The sequence below is a fragment of the Stutzerimonas stutzeri genome, from assembly GCF_002890895.1.
GTDB lineage: Bacteria > Pseudomonadota > Gammaproteobacteria > Pseudomonadales > Pseudomonadaceae > Stutzerimonas > Stutzerimonas stutzeri_AB.
In genome coordinates, this window is the sequence record NZ_POUL01000001.1 from 35,230 (window position 1) to 54,797 (window position 19,568).

Sequence of the window (19,568 nt, forward strand, 5' to 3'; positions counted from 1 at the left end):
GTTCGCCATCAGGCGGTTTCGGATCGACGCTTGAACAGTCGCTTACCCAGCTCGACAGCTGCAAATACCAGGCCGCCAGCCAGTATCCCGAAAGCGGCGTCCAGCAGCGTCGGCAAGAGCCCGGCCAGAACAGTCCCGATGTACGGCAGCGCCAAGGTGTGCTCCGCGCTGTTCTCGATGAGGTGGTGAATAGCCTTGAAGCCGTGGGTCAGAATGCCGCCGCCGACCATGAACATGGCGGCCGTACCAATCACTGACAGAGACTTCATCAACCAGGGCGCGACCGAGAGAATGGCACTGCCGAGCGACTGCGCTGCGGAACTGGTGCGTTTGGTCAGCGCCAGGCCCGCATCGTCGAGTTTGACGATGCCCGCAACCAAACCGTAGACGCCGATGGTCATTATGATTGCTATGCCCGCCAGCACAGCGATCTGCTCGACAAAGGTGGCGGCAGCGACCGTACCCAGTGTGATGGCGATGATTTCGGCGGACAAAATGAAATCTGTGCGCACCGCCCCGCTGATTTTGTCGCGCTCGAACGCCACCATGTCGACGTTCTCGTCGGCCAACGCCTTGATCTGCTCCGCATGATGATCCTGATCGCGGTGCAGGAACCGGTGTGCCAGCTTCTCGAATCCTTCGAAGCAGAGAAACGCACCGCCCAGCATCAGCAACGGCGTGATGGCCCAGGGGATAAACGCGCTGATCAGCAACGCTGCCGGCACCAGAATCAGCTTGTTGCGCATGGAGCCCTTGGCCACGGCCCAGACCACCGGTAGCTCGCGGTCCGCATTGACGCCGGTGACCTGCTGAGCATTGAGCGCCAGATCGTCGCCGAGCACGCCGGCAGTTTTCTTTGCTGCCACCTTGGTCATCAGGGATACGTCGTCCAGGACCGAAGCGATATCGTCGATCAAGGCAAGAAGGCTACTGGCCAATGCGGGTCATCCTTTAGGTATCGGCAAAAAGCGGCACAGGTGCGCCGCGGTCATGTATACGCAAGCTATGGCTATGGCTATGGCAGCAAAGCACAAGTTCCGGCATGGGCGCTTCAACGCTGTGCGCGGTATTCGCCAGGTGTCATCGCGAACCAGCGCTTAAAGGCGCGGAAGAAATTGCTCGGATCGGCAAAGCCCAGCAGATAAGCCACTTCCAGCAAGGCGAGATCTGCACGCGCCAGATATTGCTCGGCAAGCGTGCGCCGGGTGTCGTCGAGCAACTGCTGGAAGCTCGTGCCCTCCTCGTCCAGTCGCCGCTGCAATGTACGCTCGGACAGTTGCAGCGACTGCGCTACTGTTTCGCGCCGCGGTTCGCCCTGAGGCAACAGACGGCAGATCACCTGCCGGGCCCGGTGCGTCACCCGGTTGTCCGAGAAGCGTGCCAGGTAGTCGCCGGCAAACCGGTCGTGCAACCGAGCCAGTTCGGCGTTCGCGGTAGGTAATGGAATATCCATATCAGCGTGGCGCATCAGCAAGCCGTGGCTGTCGGCATTGAAGCGTAGCGGTGCTTGAAACATGGCCTGGTACGGTTCGACATCCGCAGGTCGTGGGCCCTGGAAATAGACTTCTAGCGGGACCAGTGACTTGGCGGTCAGCCAGCGACAGAACGCAAGCGTACTGGCCAGGGAACCGTCTGCGCTCTGGCGGGCGGGTGGCAACTGATCACCATGAATCGCCAAGGTCAACAAAGCGCCGCGATCAGTTGGCCTGAACTGCAGGTCCGCACCTTCGGCAATGATGCGCTGGTACCGCACCAGACGCTGGAAGCTGTCCCTGAGCGTGCTACTGGACATCAGTGCATAGCCGACCACATGCATCGCGCCGGGGCGCATCACCTTTGCCAGATTCAAGCCGATCGCAGGGTTCCCGGTCATCTCCACTGCGCGTTGCCAGAGCCGCGTCATGCCATCCTGGGCAAACCGGGCGTCGGGATCGCTCAGTGCGCAATAGTCGAGCCCAAGCTCGCTGAACAGCGCCTGGCAGTCGAGGCCCTCGAGTTCAAGCGCCTGGACAATGCTCAAGGCCCAGCTCGAGGACGTGGTGCGTTCTGTCATTAATCGATTCGCTCATGGTCAGCTATTACTCAGCGCGCCGTCATAACAACGGCCAACGCAGTTTCAACCGCCGAGGGATGGCACACAAGGCTACTAAACTGGCACCTGGAGTCAGTGGCCTATATTGCCGGAGGTTCTAGACTCCAACGACCACAATGACAGGAGGTGCGGCATGAGCACGCAAACCGCCGAACGCTTTACCCGCTTTGCAGATTTCTACCCGTTCTACCTGGCCGAGCACAGCAACCTCACCTGCAGACGGTTGCACTACATTGGCAGCTTGCTGGTACTGGCAATCCTGGCGTACGCAGTGATCACCCAGCAGTGGCTATGGCTATTGGCGATGCCATTGGCCGGCTATGGGTTTGCCTGGGTCGGTCATTTCATTTTCGAGAAGAACCGTCCGGCGACATTTCAGTACCCGCTGTACAGCTTTCTCGGCGACTGGGTAATGCTCAAGGACATGCTGACTGGAAAGATTCGATTCTGATCCATGGATCGTGTGCCGGTGCTGCGCTGCACCGGCGCTCGGTCACGGAATGGACCGGCGGTTTGGCGCAGTGCTGGCGACTTGGTTATGATCTGCGAGCCAGCGCCGGTCGATGCGCTGCAGCCTCTCACGGGGCATTCCAGAGCGCCGGCATCTTTCAGGGATAGCAACCATCATGTCAACCGTGACCGGTGAACGACGTAACGGCCTCGCGACTCGTCCATTGCGCGAGTACTACGCACGAGTCTTCGCCTATCTGATCTGTGCCGCCACGCTCGCTGCCGGTGTTTATACCCAGCAGTTCGGGCTCGAGCTCTTGTGGATGGTGCCGTACACACTCCTGTATCCGCACTTCGCCTATCACCTCAGCTACCGCTTCAAACGCGACCATCCGGAAACCACCTCACAGACCCTGTTGTGCCTCGATGCCCTCAATGCAGGCGCCGGAATCGTGCTGCTCGGAGGCAGCCTCGTACCGAGCCTGATGTTCATGCTGACGCTGAGTTTCAGCGCGCTGGTGGTCGGTAGCCTGCGTCATCTGTTGATGACGCTGTTGATGGTCTGCATCGGCGCTGGACTGACCAGCCTACTGGTGCCTTTGCGCTTCGAAGGCGTCAGCTCGGTCTTGGTATCCACAGTCAGCATCCTGCTCACCACGCTCTACGTGTGCGTAACGGCTTACTACGTCCACCAGCAGGGCATCCGTCTGGCGCAGGCACGCAGCGAAGTGGAGGCCCAACAGGCTAAAGCGGCGCGACTGGCCCGAAGCCTGGCCAAATACCTGTCACCGCAGGTATGGGAATCGATCTTCTCCGGCAAGCGCACCGTGCGTCTTGAAACTCAACGCAAGAAGCTCACCGTCTTCTTCTCGGACATCAAAGGCTTCACTGAGCTCTCGGAAGAACTGGAAGCCGAAGCCCTCACCGATCTGCTCAACACCTACCTCAACGAGATGTCGAAAATCACGCTCAAGTACGGCGGCACCATCGACAAGTTCGTTGGCGACTGCGTGATGGTGTTTTTCGGCGACCCCACCAGCCAGGGCGCGAAAAAGGACGCCGTGGCAGCGGTTTCGATGGCTATTGCCATGCGCAAGCACATGAAAGTCCTTCGCCAGCAATGGCGCGCCCAGGGCATTACCAAGCCGATGGAAATCCGCATGGGCATCAACACGGGCTATTGCACAGTCGGCAACTTCGGCGCCGACACTCGAATGGACTACACCATCATCGGTCGCGAAGTGAATCTGGCGAGCCGCCTAGAAAGCTCCGCCGAAGCTGGCGAGATCCTCATTTCCCACGAAACCTATTCACTGGTCAAAGACGTCATCATGTGCCGCGACAAAGGCCAGATCACGGTCAAAGGCTTTACCCGCCCGGTACAGATCTATCAGGTCGTGGACTTCCGACGCGACCTCGGCGCCACAAACAGCTTCGTCGAGCACGAGTTGCCCGGCTTCTCGATGTACCTGGACACCAATGGCGTGCAGAACTTCGACAAGGAACGTGTTATCCAGGCGCTCAACCAGGCCGCCGAAAAACTGCGCGACAAAGTCATCATGTAACGACCGCACGGCACGGGTCCGATCGCCATCACTCATCAATACCGGCCGGCGCTCCGCAAGCAGTCGAGGTCTACCATGCCGCCCATCCTTTCCTTGCGTCATTACAACCGTGACCAGATCACCCATAGCCATGAGCACACGCAGCTGGTCTTCGGCCTGCGAGGACGGTTGGATTTCGAGGTTGATGGCCATGGCAGCCGCATCCAACAACAGCTTCTGGCCGTCGTGCCCAGTGACACACGGCATGCCTGCGACAGCGCCGAGGGCAGTCTGTGTCTGGTCCTCGACATCCCGGATGGTGACTGGCTACGGCGACAGCTCGGCCACCACGCCGATTCGGCGCAGCGGCTGCTCGAACGCCCTGCTGCCCTGCACCTGAGCCAGACGCAAAGCCAACTGGTGGGCTGGCTCGCTGCCAGCCCCATCAACGACCCGATCATCAGCGAGCAAGGCGCTGCCCTTTTGCTGGCGAGCCTCGCCGCCGGCTGCAAACCCATTGCTCGGCAACACCCGCTGCCGATCACGGCGTTGCAGGATTTCGTCGATCGGCATCTGTCACATCCACTCGAGGTAAAGGATCTTGCACGGTCGGTGGGCCTTTCGGTGCAGCGATTCCACGCACGCTTTGTCAGCGAAACGGGGCTCACGCCGCAGGCATTCATTCGACGTCGACGCCTGCATCAGGGCCGTGAGTTGCTGCTCAGCACCCCGCTCGCAGTAGGCGAGATTGCAGCGCGGGTAGGTTATGCCTCGCAAAGCGCCTTTACCGCAGCGCTTAGCCGCCAGTTCGGCATCACCCCACGTGAGGTCCGACGCGAGACGCTCGACAAACCGCAAGCGTGACGCGACAGACCATTCGCCTCGCACGGCCTACCATGAATCTTCACTGATGCAGATGCGTAAACGCATGCTATCGCGAGGCTTCATGACTCATTTCAGCTCATCCGCCCCCCACCTTCGGTCTGCTCCGCTGGACCTCATACCATGACCCATCGTAACGCCCTGTTGGCGATTCACCTCGGCGCACTGATGTTCGGGTTGTCCGGTGTATTCGGCAAGCTGGCGGCGAGTACGCCTTTGATCATCACCCTCGGCCGAGCCGGCTTCGCTGTCGTGGCGTTGCTACTGGCCGCACAGCTGCTCCCCAACAAAGGCACGCAGCCAACCGCACGCCAGCGGTTCGGACTGCTGCTCGGCGGGCTGCTACTCGGTGGACACTGGCTTACCTTTTTCCTGGCCGTAAAGGTGGCTGGAGTTGGCATCGCTACGCTGGGCTTCGCCAGTTTTCCCGCGTTTGCCATCCTGCTCGAGGGCGTGCTGTTTCGCGAGCGTACACGCCCCGCCGAGTTCGGCTTGGTCGCGCTGGTCTGCTTCGGTCTGCTGCTGGTGACCCCACAGTTCGATCTAGGAAGCCAGAGCACGCTGGGTCTGCTGTATGGGATCGTCTCCGGGTTGACGTTCGCCTTGCTTTCCCTACTCAACCGGGCAGTCACCCGCGACGTAGACCCGGTCCAGGCAGCGCTCTGGCAGAACGGCACCATCCTCCTGTGCCTTCTGCCCTTCACGTGGACGTCCCTGCCGGCCGTACCAGCCATGGACTGGCTGTGGCTGGGCTTGCTCGGCGTGTTTTGTACGGGCCTCGCACACAGCCTGTTCGTGGCGAGCCTGAAGGTATTGAAGGCCCGGACCACCGCGGTGATCTTCGCGCTGGAACCGGTCTATGGCATCACCATCGCCTGGTGGTTGTTCAATGAACAACCCACGGTAAGGATGCTCGTCGGCGGCGCCTTGATCATCCTCGCCTCGGTCATCGCCAGTCGATTGAAAACACCGGTAGTCACCAACGCCGCCACGCCCTTGGCAAAAGCAGCACAAGTACAAGAGCGGCGCTAAAACAATGTAGATGTCGCTGCAAGCGCTACGGCAGGCTCAGGGGCGGTCGTTATGCCCCAGATTTCGCTCTGGATCGATCTGGTCCCGCACCCGCTGTTTCAAGCTCTTGGCTTCGGGAAACCCGCCGTCCAGCTTGCGCTCCCAGATCTGCACTCCGTCACAGGTGATGTGAAAGGTTCCGCCCGTGGCAGGCACCAGCGACACCTTGCCGAGGTCATCCGAAAAGGTTGAGAGCAGTTCCTGGGCCAGCCAGGTAGCGCGCAACATCCACTGGCACTGGGTGCAATAGGTGATGACAATTTCAGGCTTGGTAGCGGCCATATCGAGGCGCTCGGGTAGCTGACGGGGCGCCTATAATAGCCGCCATTTTCACGTCAGTTTGCCCGGTGTGCCTTCATGTCTCGTCTGCTCTTTCTGCTGATACTGCTCGTCCCCCTGGCAGGCTATGCCGAAACCCAGCCACGCACAGGCCTGGTCCTTTCCGGCGGAGCCGCGAGGGGCCTTGCGCACATCGGTGTGCTGAAGGCGCTGGAAGAACAAGGCGTGCAGGTCGATGCGATTGCTGGCACCAGCATGGGTGCCGTGATCGGTGGCCTGTATGCTGCCGGCTACAGTGTCGATGAACTGGAAAAGCTGGCGCTCGAACTGGACTGGCAACAGGTACTCTCCGATGTCCCTCCGCGCGAGGACATCCCTTTCCGACGCAAGCAGGACGACCGAGATTTCCTGGTCAAACGCAAGCTGAGCTTTCGCGACGATGGCAGCCTCGGCCTGCCCCTCGGCGTTATTCAGGGTCAGAACCTGTCGCTGCTGCTCGAGCGCCTGTTGGTTCACGCCAGTGACACCCGTGACTTCGACCGACTACCCATCCCGTTTCGCGCAGTCGCAACGGATATCGCCAATGACAAGAAGGTGATCTTTCGCAGCGGCCACCTCCCTCAGGCCATTCGCGCCAGCATGTCGATCCCGGCAGTTTTCGCCCCGGTCGAACTCGACGGCCGGCTACTGGTCGACGGCGGCATGGTCGACAACATCCCCATGGACGTTGCACGGGACATGGGCGTAGACCGGCTGATCGTGGTGGACATCGGCACCCCTCTTCTACCTCGCGAGCAGCTGCTCACTGTCGTCGATGTGCTCAACCAATCGACCACCATGATGACGCGACGCAACTCAGAAGCGCAGTTGGCCACCCTGCGTCCAGAAGACCTGCTGGTGCAACCGATGCTGGCAGGGTTTGGGGCGACCGATTTCGCGAGAGCCGAGCAGCTGATCGATGCCGGTTATCGCGCCGCCGATGCCTTGGGTGCGCGGCTGGCTACCATGCGCAGCGAAAGCGGCGGCAACCTTTCGCTGAGCCTTGCCCGTTCGGCCGAGCCGCGCAACCCGCTGATCAGCGCCGTGCGCATCGAGAACGATTCCAAGGTCAGCGATGCGGTGGTACGCCGACACATCCGTCAGCAGACCGGTAAGCGACTGGATTTGCAGGGCCTGCAGAAGGACATGGGCACGCTGTACGGACTCGATTACTTCGAGCAGGTCGAGTACCGAGTGGTCCACGACAAGCTTGGCAATACCCTGGTCATCACGACCCGAGAGAAGCGCTCCGGCACCGATTATCTGCGCCTTGGGATCAACCTCTCGGATGATTTTCGAGGCGATAGCGCCTTCAACATTGGCGCAAGTTTTCGCAAGAATGGCATCAACCAACTCGGTGCCGAGTGGCTGACGCGCCTGCAACTGGGCGATCATCAGGAGTTCTTCAGTGAGTTCTACCAGCCGCTGGACGCCGGCTCGCGCTGGTTCGTGGCGCCCAACCTGTTTGCCGAGGCGCAAAACGTCGAAGCAATTCTGGATAACGACCCGATCGCCGAGTACCGCCTGCAACGTTATGGCTACGGGCTGAACCTGGGCCGGCAGATCGCCAATAACGGTGAAATCCGCTTCGGTGTAGGCCAGGCCTGGGGTGAGGCCGATGTCCGAGTCGGCGATCAGCAGCTGCCGGACTTCTCGTTCGAGGAAGGTTACTACCAGCTGAAATATTCATTCGACACGGTGGACGACGTCGACTTCCCTCGCGAGGGCGAGGACATTGGGCTCACCCTTCGCCAGTACGATCCAAGCCTGGGCTCCGATGGGCGCTATCGTCAGTGGGAATTCCGCCTGGACAAGGCCGTCAGCTTCGGCCTGGACACATTGGTATTTGGCGGCCGCTACGGGCGCACGCTGGACGATGCTGAGATCGTCACATCAAGCTTTCTGCTCGGTGGGGCGCGGCAGTTGTCGGGCTTCCGGCAAGACGCCCTGTCCGGGCAGAACATCAGCCTGGCGCGGATGATCTATTTCCGCCGAATGACGCCGCGCTCGTTCCTGCCGCTGGACTTTCCTTTGTACCTGGGCGCATCGCTCGAGCGAGGGCGCGCCTGGAACAACGACAATGCGTTCGATAGCGGCTATATCAACGCCGGCAGTGTGTTCGTTGGCTACGAAACACCTTTGGGCCCGCTGAACTTCAGCTACGGTCTGAATGACGAGGCCGAGCGGGCCATGTATCTGAATCTAGGACGCAGTTTCTGATTGCTGCGCCCGTTCAATACTTCAACGCCATCAGCCGATCATTGCCAGCAACTCGTTGACCTGCCGCCGCTGCGCTTCATCGCCCTCAGTCGCAAGGGTTTCGAGAATGCTGCACGCACGCTCCATATCACCCTGTTTGATATACGCAACTGCCTGGTTAAGACGAACCAGATGTTCAGGGTTTGGCTCTAGCTGGCGCAGCTCCTCTGCCGTGGGCTTCGACTCGACCGGTTCCACATTGCCGAGCAACGATGTCAGCTCGCCAAGCGTCAGCGCTTCATCGAAACCATCGATCAATGGTTGCGCGGGATAAGACTGCCTGACCTCTGCCGCTGAGCTTTGCAGGGCGGGAGCGGATGCAGCATCCAAAAAGTCCGCCGCCAATGATTCATCCAAAATAAAGGTAATGTCCGGATCCAGCAAAGCCTCAGGGTCCGGTTTTGCTGCAGCAACTGCCGAAGCCAGCGCGGGATGCAACGCGAGCAGCTGATCGAGCTGTGCGTCCGCACCGCCGGCCTGCAGATATGCTTCAGCTGCGGCGCTGTAGCCTTCGGCGTCACCGGCCTCAGCAAGAAGCCCGAGATGGCGAAATCGAATATCGAGTTGTGCCGGCGCTCGCTCGATGCCACGTGACAGCACGTCGATCGCTTCATCGCGGCGGCCATAGGTGATGTATATATTGGCCGCTTCGAGCACGTCGGTCTCGCTGACCGAGGCATGCGCGGGCTGACGAGGCATTTCCGGCGCAGCCGCGACAGCCACCGGTGGTACGCGCGCCGGCTGGGCTGCAACCAAGGGCGCTGCATCCGGGTATTTTGGTTCAGGCTTTTTACGGCGACTGAACCACAAGCCGCCCAGCAGCATGGAAATCAATACGCCCCCGCCCGGCAACGTCCAGTCCTGCCAGCGGAATGACGAAAAAGGCTCGGCTGGGGTCGACACAGCGGCTGGCTGCTTGATCGGCTGGCTCTGCGGCATGACCGCTGGCGCCGACGGTTGGCCAGTTAGCGAAGCGTTGGTTTGCGGAGCTCTTTGCTCGGCCAGTTGAGCAGTAACGGCTTCGAGCTGCAGCCGCATGTCGATGAGCATTTGCTTGAGCTGCTGATTCTCTTCACGACTCGCGGCCAGTTCTTCGAACAACTGCCGGCGCAACATCGCCACCTGATCATCGACAAGTGCCGGATCGGCAGGTACGGGCGCAGTGGGCTCGGCATCAGCTGCCAGCGGGCTCTGCACGATGGTCTCCGTCATTGGCGCTGGCGTAACGGGCTCGACGAGCTCTGCTGTGGTTTGTATGGCTGCGTCGGGCAGCAGCAGATCAGCACCCGCCTTGAGACGCGCCGCATCACCACCGGCGAACGCATCAGGGTTCAGCGCCAGAATGTCGCGCATCAACTGCGCCTGTGATGTCTGTGAGCCATCTGTGTAGGAGCCGGCGATGGTCCACAGGCTCTCGCCGCTCGCCACCCTGTGGCGCTGGCCCTGAGACGCTTGCGGCAACTCTGCAGACGGCACGAAACGCGATGGCTCGACGGGCGCCGGCGAAGCTACGGCTTGCGGATTATTCACGACGAAGCTGGTCGAGGTCTCGGGCGAGCTCGGCATCGGGTCGAGCAGAACCGTGTACTCACGGAGCATCCGGCTTTTTGCTCGGGTGATCTCGACCAGAAAATTCAGATAAGGCTCGCGGACGGGCTTGTTGGACGCAACGCGGATGCGACTGCGATTACTGTCGATCACTGGCGTGAAGCGCAGATCCTGCAGAAACGCCGGACGCTCGACGCCAACTCGCGCAAAGTCAGCGCTGGAAGCCAATACGACACGAATGTCATCAGCGCTCAGATCGCCTACGTCCAGCAGATCAATTTCGGCGCTCAGCGGCTGATTCAGTGCCGAATTGAGCGTGATGTCGCCCATACCCAGGGCGGAAACCATTCCCGAATAAATCAGTGAGCCAGAGGCCACTGTGAACAAGACTCGACGACCGAGTGCCATGAAACCTCCGCTGGTGGCGCTCGGCGTGTTTCGTCGCCGGTCCACGGTTCGATTACTGAACTGTGACGCGGTTATCGACTGATGCAGCAGAAAGTAGAGGCAGTTCGTCGGCTTGCGCGCGAAAGCATTGTGCCATCATTTGCAAACCATAGCCTAACGTCAAAGGACAAACGGCAGCGAGAGGCAGTGCCTGGAATTGGTCGCTCAAGTATTCGCTTCAAAACCGTCACGTTTTGCTTGCAAGCCTTCACCCACGAGGCAATCTTGCCAGCGGCGCTATCAACGTTTGGCTTTCACCAGGTTAGCCAGGATGCGTTCATGCACTTGCTGGCATTTGCGCAGATCCTCTTCATCAATGCCATCGAAGAGCTCCTGGCGAACCTGCGTGGAAATTGCCTCGATTCTCTGAATAAGAGGACGCGCCGGAGCACCGAGCGTGATCAGTTTGGCGCGACGATCACCGGGCGCCGGCTGGCGGTGGACGAGCCCTTGGGCTTCGAGACTGTCCAGCAACCGCGCCAATGTCGGACCCTCAACCGCAACGCTTTGCGCAAGCTCACGTTGTGTCGGGTCGTGATCGAACCGGGCCAGATGCAGCAGCACCAACCATCGAGCCTGAGAAAGATCGAGATCTGCCAGACGACGGTCCAGCTCGGCGCGCCAGCCACGCGAAAGTTGAGCCAACTGCATGGCGAAGCGGTGTTGGTCGGGATACATGGAGCGGTCTTTCCGGAAAAACTAATTATTAGTGAGCTAACCACAGCACCGGAAGACTGGCAAGGCTACCATCGACTCGGGTACGTAACCCAGTGTTGCGGTGCCCCGCGCTAGCCGACACGCCAAACAAGCGCAGCGGCAATACGCCGCACTGCACCCGTCGGGCGCTAGAGCTCGAACTCCGCCTGCAACGAGGCACGCACGCAGAACAGCACCGCTTCCGGGACGCGACCGGCGAACTGCTCGGCGACTGCCGCAACCGGAGGCAATTCTCCTTCGCCGTCGAGGAACGCCTCCTGAATCTCACCGAGCAGATCCTCTGGCAGGTCCAGCGCCTGCTCGAGGCTCAGCTGCTGTTGGCCTATGGCTTCTGCAAGCATGGCGTAGACGTTTTTTTCGCTGCAGTCGAGTTGCCGCGCGATCTGAGCCGGCGTCATTCCGGCACGTGCCAGGGTGATCAGCTCATGACGAACATCCGCGGGCGACTTGGCCACCGGCGCCGTACCCTGCAGGGCTTCAAGAAACGCTTCGCCATAACGCTCCAGTTTGCGTGCACCCACGCCGCTGATACGCGCCATATCGCTGAGCGTGCCGGGCTGGCTGCGCAGCATCTCAAGCAGGGTCGCATCCGGGAAGATGACGTAAGGTGGCACGCCATGCTCCTCGGCCAGCTTGCGCCGCAGTGCGCGCAACGCTTCCCAGGTCTCGCGTTCCTCGCTGCGCACCAACTGACTCGCCGCGCTGGCAGCCGACTTTGGCGCCTTGGTCGTCAGCTCTCGACGCAACTCCAGGGTAACCTCTCCCCTGAGCAAGCTACGGCAATTGTCGCTGAGTCGAAGGCCGCCGAAACCCTCAAGATCGACGTCAGCCAGCCCTCGGGCGACCAGCTGGCGAAACAGCGACCGCCACTCCCCTTCGGACAGCGCCTTGCCTACGCCGAAAACCGACAGATGCTGATGACCGAGACTGCGGATCTTCTCGTTGTCCCGTCCGATGAGGACGTCGACCAGATGGCCCACACCGTAGCGCTGGCCGCTACGGTAGATCGCCGACAAGGCTTGTCGTGCCGGCTCGGTGGCATCCCAGGTCTGCACGCCGTCGACACAATTGTCGCAATGGCCGCAAGGCTCCGGCATCTGCTCATCGAAATAGGCCAGTAACACCTGGCGACGACAGCGAGTTTCTTCACACAGCGAGAGCATCGCGTCGAGCTTGTGTTGCTCGATACGCTTATGCCGCTCGTCACCGTCGGAGTTGTTGAGCATCTGCTTCAGGAAAATTACGTCTTGCAGCCCGTACGCCATCCAGGCGTCTGCAGGCAGACCATCTCGACCTGCGCGGCCGGTTTCCTGGTAGTAGGCTTCCAGCGACTTCGGCAGGTCCAGGTGCGCAACGAAACGCACGTTGGGCTTGTCGATGCCCATGCCGAACGCAATGGTTGCCACCATGATCAGGCCTTCCTCATTGAGAAAGCGCTTCTGGTGAAAGGCCCGTAAATCGTTCGGCAAGCCGGCATGGTAAGGCAATGCCGGAAAGCCCTGCTCGGTGAGGAAGGCGGCAATGTCATCGACCTTCTTGCGCGACATGCAATAGATGATGCCGGCATCACCGCGCCGCTCAGCCAGGAATGCCATCAGCTGCTTGCGCGGCTGCTCCTTTGGCACAATGCGATAAAAGATGTTTGGCCGATCGAAACTCGACAGGAATCGCTCGGCGTTCCCCAGATGCAAGCGCTGGACGATTTCCTCCCGTGTGCGCTTGTCAGCCGTGGCAGTCAGCGCAAGGCGTGGGACATTGGGGAAAAACTCAGCCAGCTGACCGAGCTGCAGGTACTCGGGTCGAAAATCGTGCCCCCACTGCGACACGCAGTGCGCCTCGTCAATGGCGAACAGGCCGATCTGCAAGCGCTGCAGGAACGCCAGCATACGAGGCTGAACGAGCCGCTCCGGCGCCAGATAGAGCATCTTGATTTCGTTTCGGCGCAACCGCTCAGCGATATCGCGCTGCTGTTCGGCCGTCAGGGTAGAGTTGAGAGCCGCCGCCGCAACACCCAGCTCATCAAGCGTGGCCACCTGATCGTCCATCAACGCAATCAGCGGCGACACCACCACAGCCAGGCCGTCGCGAAGCAGCGCCGGCACCTGATAACAAAGCGACTTGCCGCCACCTGTCGGCATCAGCACCAAAGCATCGCCGCCGTCGGCCACGCGCTGGATGATCGCACCCTGGTTGCCACGAAACGCGTCGTAGCCGAATACATCTTTGAGAATGCGCTGTGCCTGATCGAGCATGCCGGTCTCCGAAACAAGACGCGCGAGTATACGCGACACAGCCGCCCGGTTCAGGCCGAACACTGCCCCGGCGCGATAGTCGGATGCCCCATGCTTTGCACAGCGGAACTCCGCGCGTTTTTTTCAATCAGTCGAAGCAATAGAGACTGGAAACGACCTCCGCCACCGCAGCGCCAAAGCGTGCGGTAGCCGGAGGCCTGCAGCTCGTCTAGAATCAGCGCTGTTTTCTCTCCAAGGTAGCCATCGATGTCCTTCGCCGAGCAACTCGCCCGCCTGCAAGTGTTTCTGGATGCAGATGATCTGCATGAAGAAGCGCTCGATTACATCGCCGCCCATGGCTATCTGACTGCCCTGTGCATCTGTTCCGAGCAAGTGTCCGAGCGCGAGTGGATTGATGCGCTATTTGCCGAACCGCCAAAATATGCGGACGACACCGAGCGCGAAGCCATCGAGGCGACGCTGATCCAGCTCAAGGCGCACATCGCGCGGCAGCTGGCCAGTGATGAAGACATGGAACTCCCCTGCGAGCTCGACATGGGCGACGAGCCTGACGAATCCGATCTGCGCGGCTGGTGCATCGGTTTCATGGAAGGCGTATTCATGCGCGAGTCGGTGTGGTTCGAAGATTCCGAAGAGGAAGTCAGCGAGCTGCTTCTGCCGATCATGGTCGGCTCAGGGCTGTTCGACGAGCAACCCGAGTTCAGTGATATCGCCACAGACAAGGACCTGGTAGCAGAGATGGTCGAGCAGATACCAGAGATCCTCACGGCGCTGTATCTGATCTGCCATGCACCTGAAGAGAAGCCCGCGCTTCTCAAACCGCGCAAGCACTGACGTCGGACAGCCCACTTGGCTCACCGCGATATTCCGACGTATCGCAACCCAGTAGCGCGTTACGTGCTACTGGTCATCGGTTGGCTTAGCGTCACGCTCGGCATCATCGGAATCTTTCTGCCGGTCCTGCCTACCACGCCCTTTCTCCTTCTCGCTGCCGCCTGCTTCGTTCGTAGTTCTCGTCGCTTCTATGACTGGCTGGTGACACACCCGCGACTCGGCCCCTGGTTCCGCGATTACCTGGAAGGCAACGGCATCCCCCTGAAAGGCAAGGTCTACGCCATCGCGACCATGTGGCTAAGCATTGGTATTTCCTGCTGGCTGGTTCCGATGTTCTGGGCGCGGATCGGTATGCTGACCAGCGCGACACTGGTCAGCATCTATATCCTTCGCATGAAAACCCTCGCCGCCCGCTGAGTTGCTCTCAGCCGTCATGGCCATGGTTGCGCTGGTAGGTTTCAATACCCATTGCGGCTATCTGAGCCTCGATCAAGGCTTCAAATGGCCGAAGCAACTGATCGAACCGTCCTCCGCCTTCCAGCATGTTCACTGCTGTGACGATCGCCTCGATCGTTGAAAGCGCACCTGGCACTGGTGCTTTTCGTAACCGATAGCGCGAGACGAGCCCCGCTGGCAGCGAGACGCGAGGCAGCGCCGCCAGCTCTGGATTGAGATGCAACAGCCTGCGCGCTTTCCGCCAGGTGCCGTCCGGAACAATCAATCGCAACGGTCGTGCGCCGCTCGCCAGACTTTCCAGCGGAGTGGCATCGACCCCAGGGAACAAGAGATAGTTGTCACGCTCATCGACCGGAAGCGTCACAACTTCCCCCACCCGCAACTGCGCATTGCGCAACCCCAAGGCCGCCAATCGAGCCGTATTGAGCGCATGTGCGGTTTCACTGGGGTGTTGCAGGATCAGCACCTCCGTGGAGCTGTCGAGTGAGGGAATCAGCGAACACAGGCAGTGACTGGATGGACGCTGACAACGGGGACATTGCGGACGGGACATGACTTCTCCTGTGATTGGCGAAGTCTGCCATATCGCGCGCAACGGCAGGCTATGCTGGTCCCACCCACCGAGACCAAGAAGGCAAGCGCCAATGATCACGCTCCACCATTTGGAACACTCCCGCTCGCAACGTGTGCTGTGGTTACTAGAGGAGTTGCAGCTACCCTACGAAATCAAGCGCTACACTCGGGACCCGCAGACTATGCTGGCGCCGCCCGAACTGAAACAAGTGCACCCGCTGGGCAAATCCCCAGTCATTACCGACGGCGACCTGACGCTCGCGGAGTCCGCAGCCATTCTGGAATATCTGGTGGAGCGCTACGGCGAAGGTCGGCTGGCGCCGGCTGCCGGAACGCCGGAATACCTCCGCTATCGCTACTGGATGCACTACGCGGAAGGGTCAGTGATGCCGCCGTTGCTGCTGCGGCTAGTCTTTGATCGTGTCGCCAATGAGCCAATGCCATTCTTCATCCGGCCCGTAGCGCGGGCAATTGCCAAAGGCGCTAACCAGGCGTTCATCGGCCCGCAGCTAAAACTGCATCTGGACTATATGGAGAACGAGCTATCCAAAACCCAGTGGTTCGCAGGGGAGAACTTCAGCTTGGCGGATATTCAGATGAGCTTCCCTTTGGAGGCAGCCCAATCTCGGGCCGGCCTGGACTCCAGTCGCCCAAACTTGACGGCATTTTTGCAGCGGATACGGGGACGGTCCGCCTATCAGCGCGCGGTTGAGAAAGGCGGTCCTGCAATGCCCGGGCGCTAACAACCGCGCCCGGCTCGCCGGAGCTAGCGACGTGTAGACGCTACCCTATCCCGTTGCGCACGTACTGGGATAGGCTGCAAACGAGGCGGTTCGATTAACCCAAGCGCCACTGCCAGGTTCCAGCACACACTATTGAGCCATGCTTTCATGGTCTAACCCCTCCTGCTTGATACGGGTCTTGGTGGAGCCGTGGGACTTCGAGATCAGCATAACCCAACAATCGCAACATCGCCCGTGGGCAGGTGTTGCAGAGTGTGCAGTAGCCGCGCCGTTCGTCCAGACTTATAGATAGCGACCCATACCTGCTAGAAGTGTTCGCTTCGCGCGACTAGCGGGCAGTCTGCTCCTTGCGACGATATGGAAAGACGTCGATCACCTTGCCGGCGCTGATCGCCTGCTGCAAGCCCTTCCAGTAATTGGCGTCGTAGAGCTCTCCGTGCAGCTTGGCGAAGAGCCGGCGCTGCTGGATATCAGCAAACAGAAAACGAGGAAATTCCTCGGGGAATACATCGTTGGGCCCAACGGAATACCAGGGCTCGGAGGCCATTTCGTCCTCAGGGTATCGGGGCTCGGGGATGTAGCGGAAATTGACTTCGGTGAGAAAGCAGATCTCGTCGTAATCGTAGAACACAACGCGGCCATGGCGGGTCACTCCGAAGTTCTTCAACAACATGTCCCCAGGGAAGATGTTAGCGGCAGCCAGTTGCTTGATGGCCAACCCGTAATCTTCCAGTGCCTCATGGACCTGCTGCTCGCTTGCGCTTTCCACGTACAGGTTCAATGGCGTCATCCGCCGCTCGGTCCAGCAGTGCCGCACCAGAACCGTATCGCCCTGGACTTCCACCGTAGAGGGCGCAACTTCCAGCAATTCAGCCAGGCACTCCGGCTCGAATTTGTTCTTGGGAAAGCGGAAGTCGGCGAATTCCTGCGTATCGGCCATGCGCCCTACCCGGTCGACGCTTTTGACTAACCGGTACTTCTCTATGACCGTCGCGCGGTTGACGTTCTTGGTATGGGAAAAACGATCCTTGATGATCTTGAACACGGTGTTGAAGCCCGGCAACGTGAACACGCTCATGACCATCCCTCGTACGCCCGGCGCCATGATGAAACGGTCGTCCGTGGTCGCCAGATGGTTGATCAACGCGCGGTAGAACTCAGACTTGCCGTGCTTGTAGAAGCCTATCGAGGTGTAGAGCTCAGCGATGTGCTTGCCTGGCATGATCCGCTTGAGGAAGCCGATGAACTCCGCCGGGATCGGGACTTCAACCATGAAGTACGAACGGGTGAACGAGAAAATGATCGACACTTCCGCTTCATCCGTAATCAGGGTATCGGCGACCAATCCGTCGCCTTCCCGGTGCAGCAGCGGGATAACCAGCGGCCATTGCTCGTCGCAAGTAAAGATGCGCCCGACCAGATAGGCGCCCTTGTTGCGATACAGCACCGAGGTGAACAGCTCGACGACAAGCTCCGGATCCTTGCAAACCCAATCCGGCAGGGACACCTCCAGCTGCGCCTCGAGTCGCTGCAGATCCCCCTCCCGATCGCCATACGGTACATCGAATGCGAAATCGCTGAGGATTTGCTCGAGCACGCCATGCAGGTCACCGCTGGGTTGGTAGCGCCGCGTCTGAGCCATCCGCTGGGCGCGATTAGCTGGCCGCGTGGTGTGGATGAACATGGTGCTGTCATTGATGCAGTCATGGCTGAACAAGGTACAAAAGATCGAGTTGTACCAAGTTTCCGAAAGCTCATCGTCAAAGCGCGGATTGATCAGGCCGATGTACTCGCCCTTGATCTGCGGCCAACGGTTCACGTCGAGCAGAACCTGCGGATCAACAGCCGAGCGCAAAACCGCCGCGGTTTCGCTGACCTTTTCTTCGTACAGGTTGATGCGCGCTGCCGATGCACGCTGCGCATCCTGCCACTGGGCTTGCTCGAAGCGCGCCCTGGCGCCCTCGGTGATAAGCCTGAAATGTTCGCGGTAATCATCGAACCCCAGAAGGATCTGTCGGGCGATCTCGAGGTCCGGCGAATGCTGCGCCATATCATTTTCTCGCTGCATGAAAACGTCGAGCTTATCCACGGACCCCGTTCAATGAAAGCCAGTCAGCTCAACGGGTGTTTGAAAGCGCGAGCCGAGTGCCAGGCACGCCTCACCAAAACTGACGACTGTCCGCCGGAGCGCTACTAAGACTTTTCGACAGGCTGCGCCTCCTCAGCCTTGCACTGTCTATAGCGCCAACTTTCTCTTCCTGCGCATCATCGCGCCGGTGCTTGGCACCTGCGCTGTGCGCCTAGGCGGTGCCAAGGACCCGCCGCGGCTAGGCGAAACCGGCACTCGTTATCGTTGATCACATCGACTACGGCGGGACTGCATACAGCCCCGCACAGCATCGATTATTGCTGCAGCTCCTGCTCGCCGAACATGTCGGAAAACAACATGGACGACAGGTAGCGCTCACCCGAGTCAGGCAGGATCACCACGATATTCTTGCCCTGCATTTCCGGCTTCTCGGCCAGGCGCACCGCCGCAGCCATCGCCGCACCGCACGAAATACCGCACAGAATGCCTTCCTCACGCATCAGGCGCAGCGCCATCGCTTTCGCCTCATCATCATCGACACGCTCGACCTGATCGACGATCGACAAGTCCAGATTCTTCGGCACGAAGCCCGCGCCGATGCCCTGAATCTTGTGCGGACTGGGTTTGACTTCTTCACCCGCCAGCGTCTGACTGATCACAGGCGAGCTGACCGGCTCCACCGCGACGCTCAGAATCTGCTTGCCCTTGGTGTTCTTGATATAGCGCGATACGCCCGTGATGGTCCCGCCCGTTCCCACACCAGCCACCAGCACGTCGATGTTGCCTTCAGTGTCGTTCCAGATTTCAGGCCCGGTGGTTTTTTCGTGAATGGCGGGGTTCGACGGGTTCTCGAACTGTTGCGGCATGAAATAGGTATCTGGCGCTGAAGCAGCAATCTCAGCAGCCTTCTCGATGGCCCCCTTCATACCTTTTGCGGGCTCGGTGAGAACCAGTTCAGCGCCGAGCGCTTTCAATACCTTGCGCCGCTCCAGGCTCATCGACGCAGGCATGGTCAACATCAGCTTGTAGCCCCGCGCCGCTGCGACGAAAGCCAGGCCAATACCCGTGTTGCCCGAGGTCGGCTCGACCAGCGTCATGCCCGGTTTCAATTGCCCGCTATCTTCGGCGTCCCAGATCATTGCGGCGCCGATACGGCACTTGACTGAATAGGCGGGATTACGACCTTCGATCTTGGCCATGATGCTGACGCCCTTGGGCCCCAGCCGGTTGATCATTACCAGTGGCGTGTTGCCGATGGTTTGCGCGTTGTCAGCGAAGATGCGGCTCATGACG

18 protein-coding genes are annotated in these 19,568 nt (G+C 60.1%); 8 read left to right on the forward strand and 10 right to left on the reverse strand.

The genetic code is table 11. The annotated features are described in order from the left end of the window. Positions 1-8: 8 nt before the first annotated feature. Positions 9-938, reverse strand: a complete 930-nt coding sequence (locus CXK96_RS00195; RefSeq protein WP_102834512.1) for a DUF808 domain-containing protein — start codon at positions 936-938, stop codon at positions 9-11. A 113-nt stretch (positions 939-1,051) separates the two neighbouring features. Further along, the gene (locus tag CXK96_RS00200; RefSeq protein WP_102834513.1) at positions 1,052-2,053 is read right to left on the reverse strand and encodes an AraC family transcriptional regulator; all 1,002 of its coding nucleotides are present in this window, start codon (positions 2,051-2,053) and stop codon (positions 1,052-1,054) included. Between the two features lie 172 nt (positions 2,054-2,225). On the opposite strand from CXK96_RS00200, the gene CXK96_RS00205 reads away from it, so the two are divergent. The 4 genes from CXK96_RS00205 to CXK96_RS00220 all read left to right on the forward strand — a co-directional run bounded on the left by CXK96_RS00205 (position 2,226) and on the right by CXK96_RS00220 (position 6,000). Further along, positions 2,226-2,543 carry an Mpo1-like protein gene (locus CXK96_RS00205; RefSeq protein ID WP_102834514.1) on the forward strand — a complete coding sequence of 106 codons (318 nt, stop codon included), beginning with the start codon at positions 2,226-2,228 and terminating at the stop codon, positions 2,541-2,543. Positions 2,544-2,718: 175 nt separating this feature from the next. Next, positions 2,719-4,107 carry an adenylate/guanylate cyclase domain-containing protein gene (locus tag CXK96_RS00210; RefSeq protein WP_102834515.1) on the forward strand — a complete coding sequence of 463 codons (1,389 nt, stop codon included), beginning with the start codon at positions 2,719-2,721 and terminating at the stop codon, positions 4,105-4,107. 75 nt (positions 4,108-4,182) lie between these two features. After that, positions 4,183-4,950 (forward strand): AraC family transcriptional regulator, encoded by a 768-nt coding sequence (locus tag CXK96_RS00215; protein ID WP_102834516.1) that lies wholly within the window; start codon positions 4,183-4,185, stop codon positions 4,948-4,950. Between the two features lie 141 nt (positions 4,951-5,091). After that, positions 5,092-6,000, forward strand: a complete 909-nt coding sequence (locus CXK96_RS00220) for a DMT family transporter (protein ID WP_102834517.1) — start codon at positions 5,092-5,094, stop codon at positions 5,998-6,000. Between the two features lie 36 nt (positions 6,001-6,036). Here the strand turns inward: CXK96_RS00220 and CXK96_RS00225 are convergent, their stop codons facing one another. After that, on the reverse strand, positions 6,037-6,321 hold the full coding sequence (locus CXK96_RS00225) for a SelT/SelW/SelH family protein (RefSeq protein ID WP_102834518.1): 285 nt from the start codon (positions 6,319-6,321) through the stop codon (positions 6,037-6,039). Positions 6,322-6,396: 75 nt separating this feature from the next. Here CXK96_RS00225 and CXK96_RS00230 point away from each other — a divergent pair, with 75 nt between their 5' ends. After that, on the forward strand, positions 6,397-8,577 hold the full coding sequence (locus CXK96_RS00230) for a patatin-like phospholipase family protein (RefSeq protein ID WP_102834519.1): 2,181 nt from the start codon (positions 6,397-6,399) through the stop codon (positions 8,575-8,577). A 30-nt stretch (positions 8,578-8,607) separates the two neighbouring features. On the opposite strand, the gene CXK96_RS00235 is transcribed toward CXK96_RS00230, so the two are convergent. The 3 genes from CXK96_RS00235 to recQ all read right to left on the reverse strand — a co-directional run bounded on the left by CXK96_RS00235 (position 8,608) and on the right by recQ (position 13,580). Beyond that, positions 8,608-10,572, reverse strand: a complete 1,965-nt coding sequence (locus CXK96_RS00235) for a peptidoglycan-binding protein LysM (protein ID WP_102834520.1) — start codon at positions 10,570-10,572, stop codon at positions 8,608-8,610. Positions 10,573-10,851: 279 nt separating this feature from the next. After that, entirely contained in the window at positions 10,852-11,289 is a 438-nt protein-coding gene (locus CXK96_RS00240; protein WP_102834521.1) for a MarR family transcriptional regulator, read from the reverse strand. 167 nt (positions 11,290-11,456) lie between these two features. Further along, complete coding sequence (recQ, locus tag CXK96_RS00245) at positions 11,457-13,580, reverse strand: DNA helicase RecQ (protein ID WP_102834522.1); 2,124 nt, start codon at positions 13,578-13,580, stop codon at positions 11,457-11,459. A gap of 246 nt (positions 13,581-13,826) precedes the next feature. Between recQ and CXK96_RS00250 the strand changes: the two genes are divergently transcribed. Beyond that, positions 13,827-14,414: a YecA family protein gene (locus tag CXK96_RS00250; protein ID WP_102834523.1), complete on the forward strand. Its 588-nt coding sequence runs from the start codon at positions 13,827-13,829 to the stop codon at positions 14,412-14,414. 15 nt (positions 14,415-14,429) lie between these two features. After that, positions 14,430-14,831 (forward strand): YbaN family protein, encoded by a 402-nt coding sequence (locus CXK96_RS00255; protein WP_102834524.1) that lies wholly within the window; start codon positions 14,430-14,432, stop codon positions 14,829-14,831. A 7-nt stretch (positions 14,832-14,838) separates the two neighbouring features. On the opposite strand, the gene CXK96_RS00260 is transcribed toward CXK96_RS00255, so the two are convergent. Continuing rightward, entirely contained in the window at positions 14,839-15,423 is a 585-nt protein-coding gene (locus CXK96_RS00260; protein ID WP_102834525.1) for a tRNA-uridine aminocarboxypropyltransferase, read from the reverse strand. Positions 15,424-15,514: 91 nt separating this feature from the next. Here CXK96_RS00260 and CXK96_RS00265 point away from each other — a divergent pair, with 91 nt between their 5' ends. Beyond that, positions 15,515-16,186 (forward strand): glutathione S-transferase family protein, encoded by a 672-nt coding sequence (locus tag CXK96_RS00265; RefSeq protein ID WP_102834526.1) that lies wholly within the window; start codon positions 15,515-15,517, stop codon positions 16,184-16,186. A 23-nt stretch (positions 16,187-16,209) separates the two neighbouring features. Here CXK96_RS00265 and CXK96_RS21110 read toward each other — a convergent pair whose 3' ends face one another. The 3 genes from CXK96_RS21110 to cysK all read right to left on the reverse strand — a co-directional run bounded on the left by CXK96_RS21110 (position 16,210) and on the right by cysK (position 19,564). Beyond that, the gene (locus tag CXK96_RS21110; protein ID WP_336442425.1) at positions 16,210-16,335 is read right to left on the reverse strand and encodes a PA1414 family protein; all 126 of its coding nucleotides are present in this window, start codon (positions 16,333-16,335) and stop codon (positions 16,210-16,212) included. Positions 16,336-16,514: 179 nt separating this feature from the next. After that, positions 16,515-18,236 carry a bifunctional isocitrate dehydrogenase kinase/phosphatase gene (gene aceK / locus CXK96_RS00270; RefSeq protein WP_102834527.1) on the reverse strand — a complete coding sequence of 574 codons (1,722 nt, stop codon included), beginning with the start codon at positions 18,234-18,236 and terminating at the stop codon, positions 16,515-16,517. 353 nt (positions 18,237-18,589) lie between these two features. Then, the gene (gene cysK / locus CXK96_RS00275; RefSeq protein ID WP_102834528.1) at positions 18,590-19,564 is read right to left on the reverse strand and encodes a cysteine synthase A; all 975 of its coding nucleotides are present in this window, start codon (positions 19,562-19,564) and stop codon (positions 18,590-18,592) included. Positions 19,565-19,568: the final 4 nt, after the last annotated feature.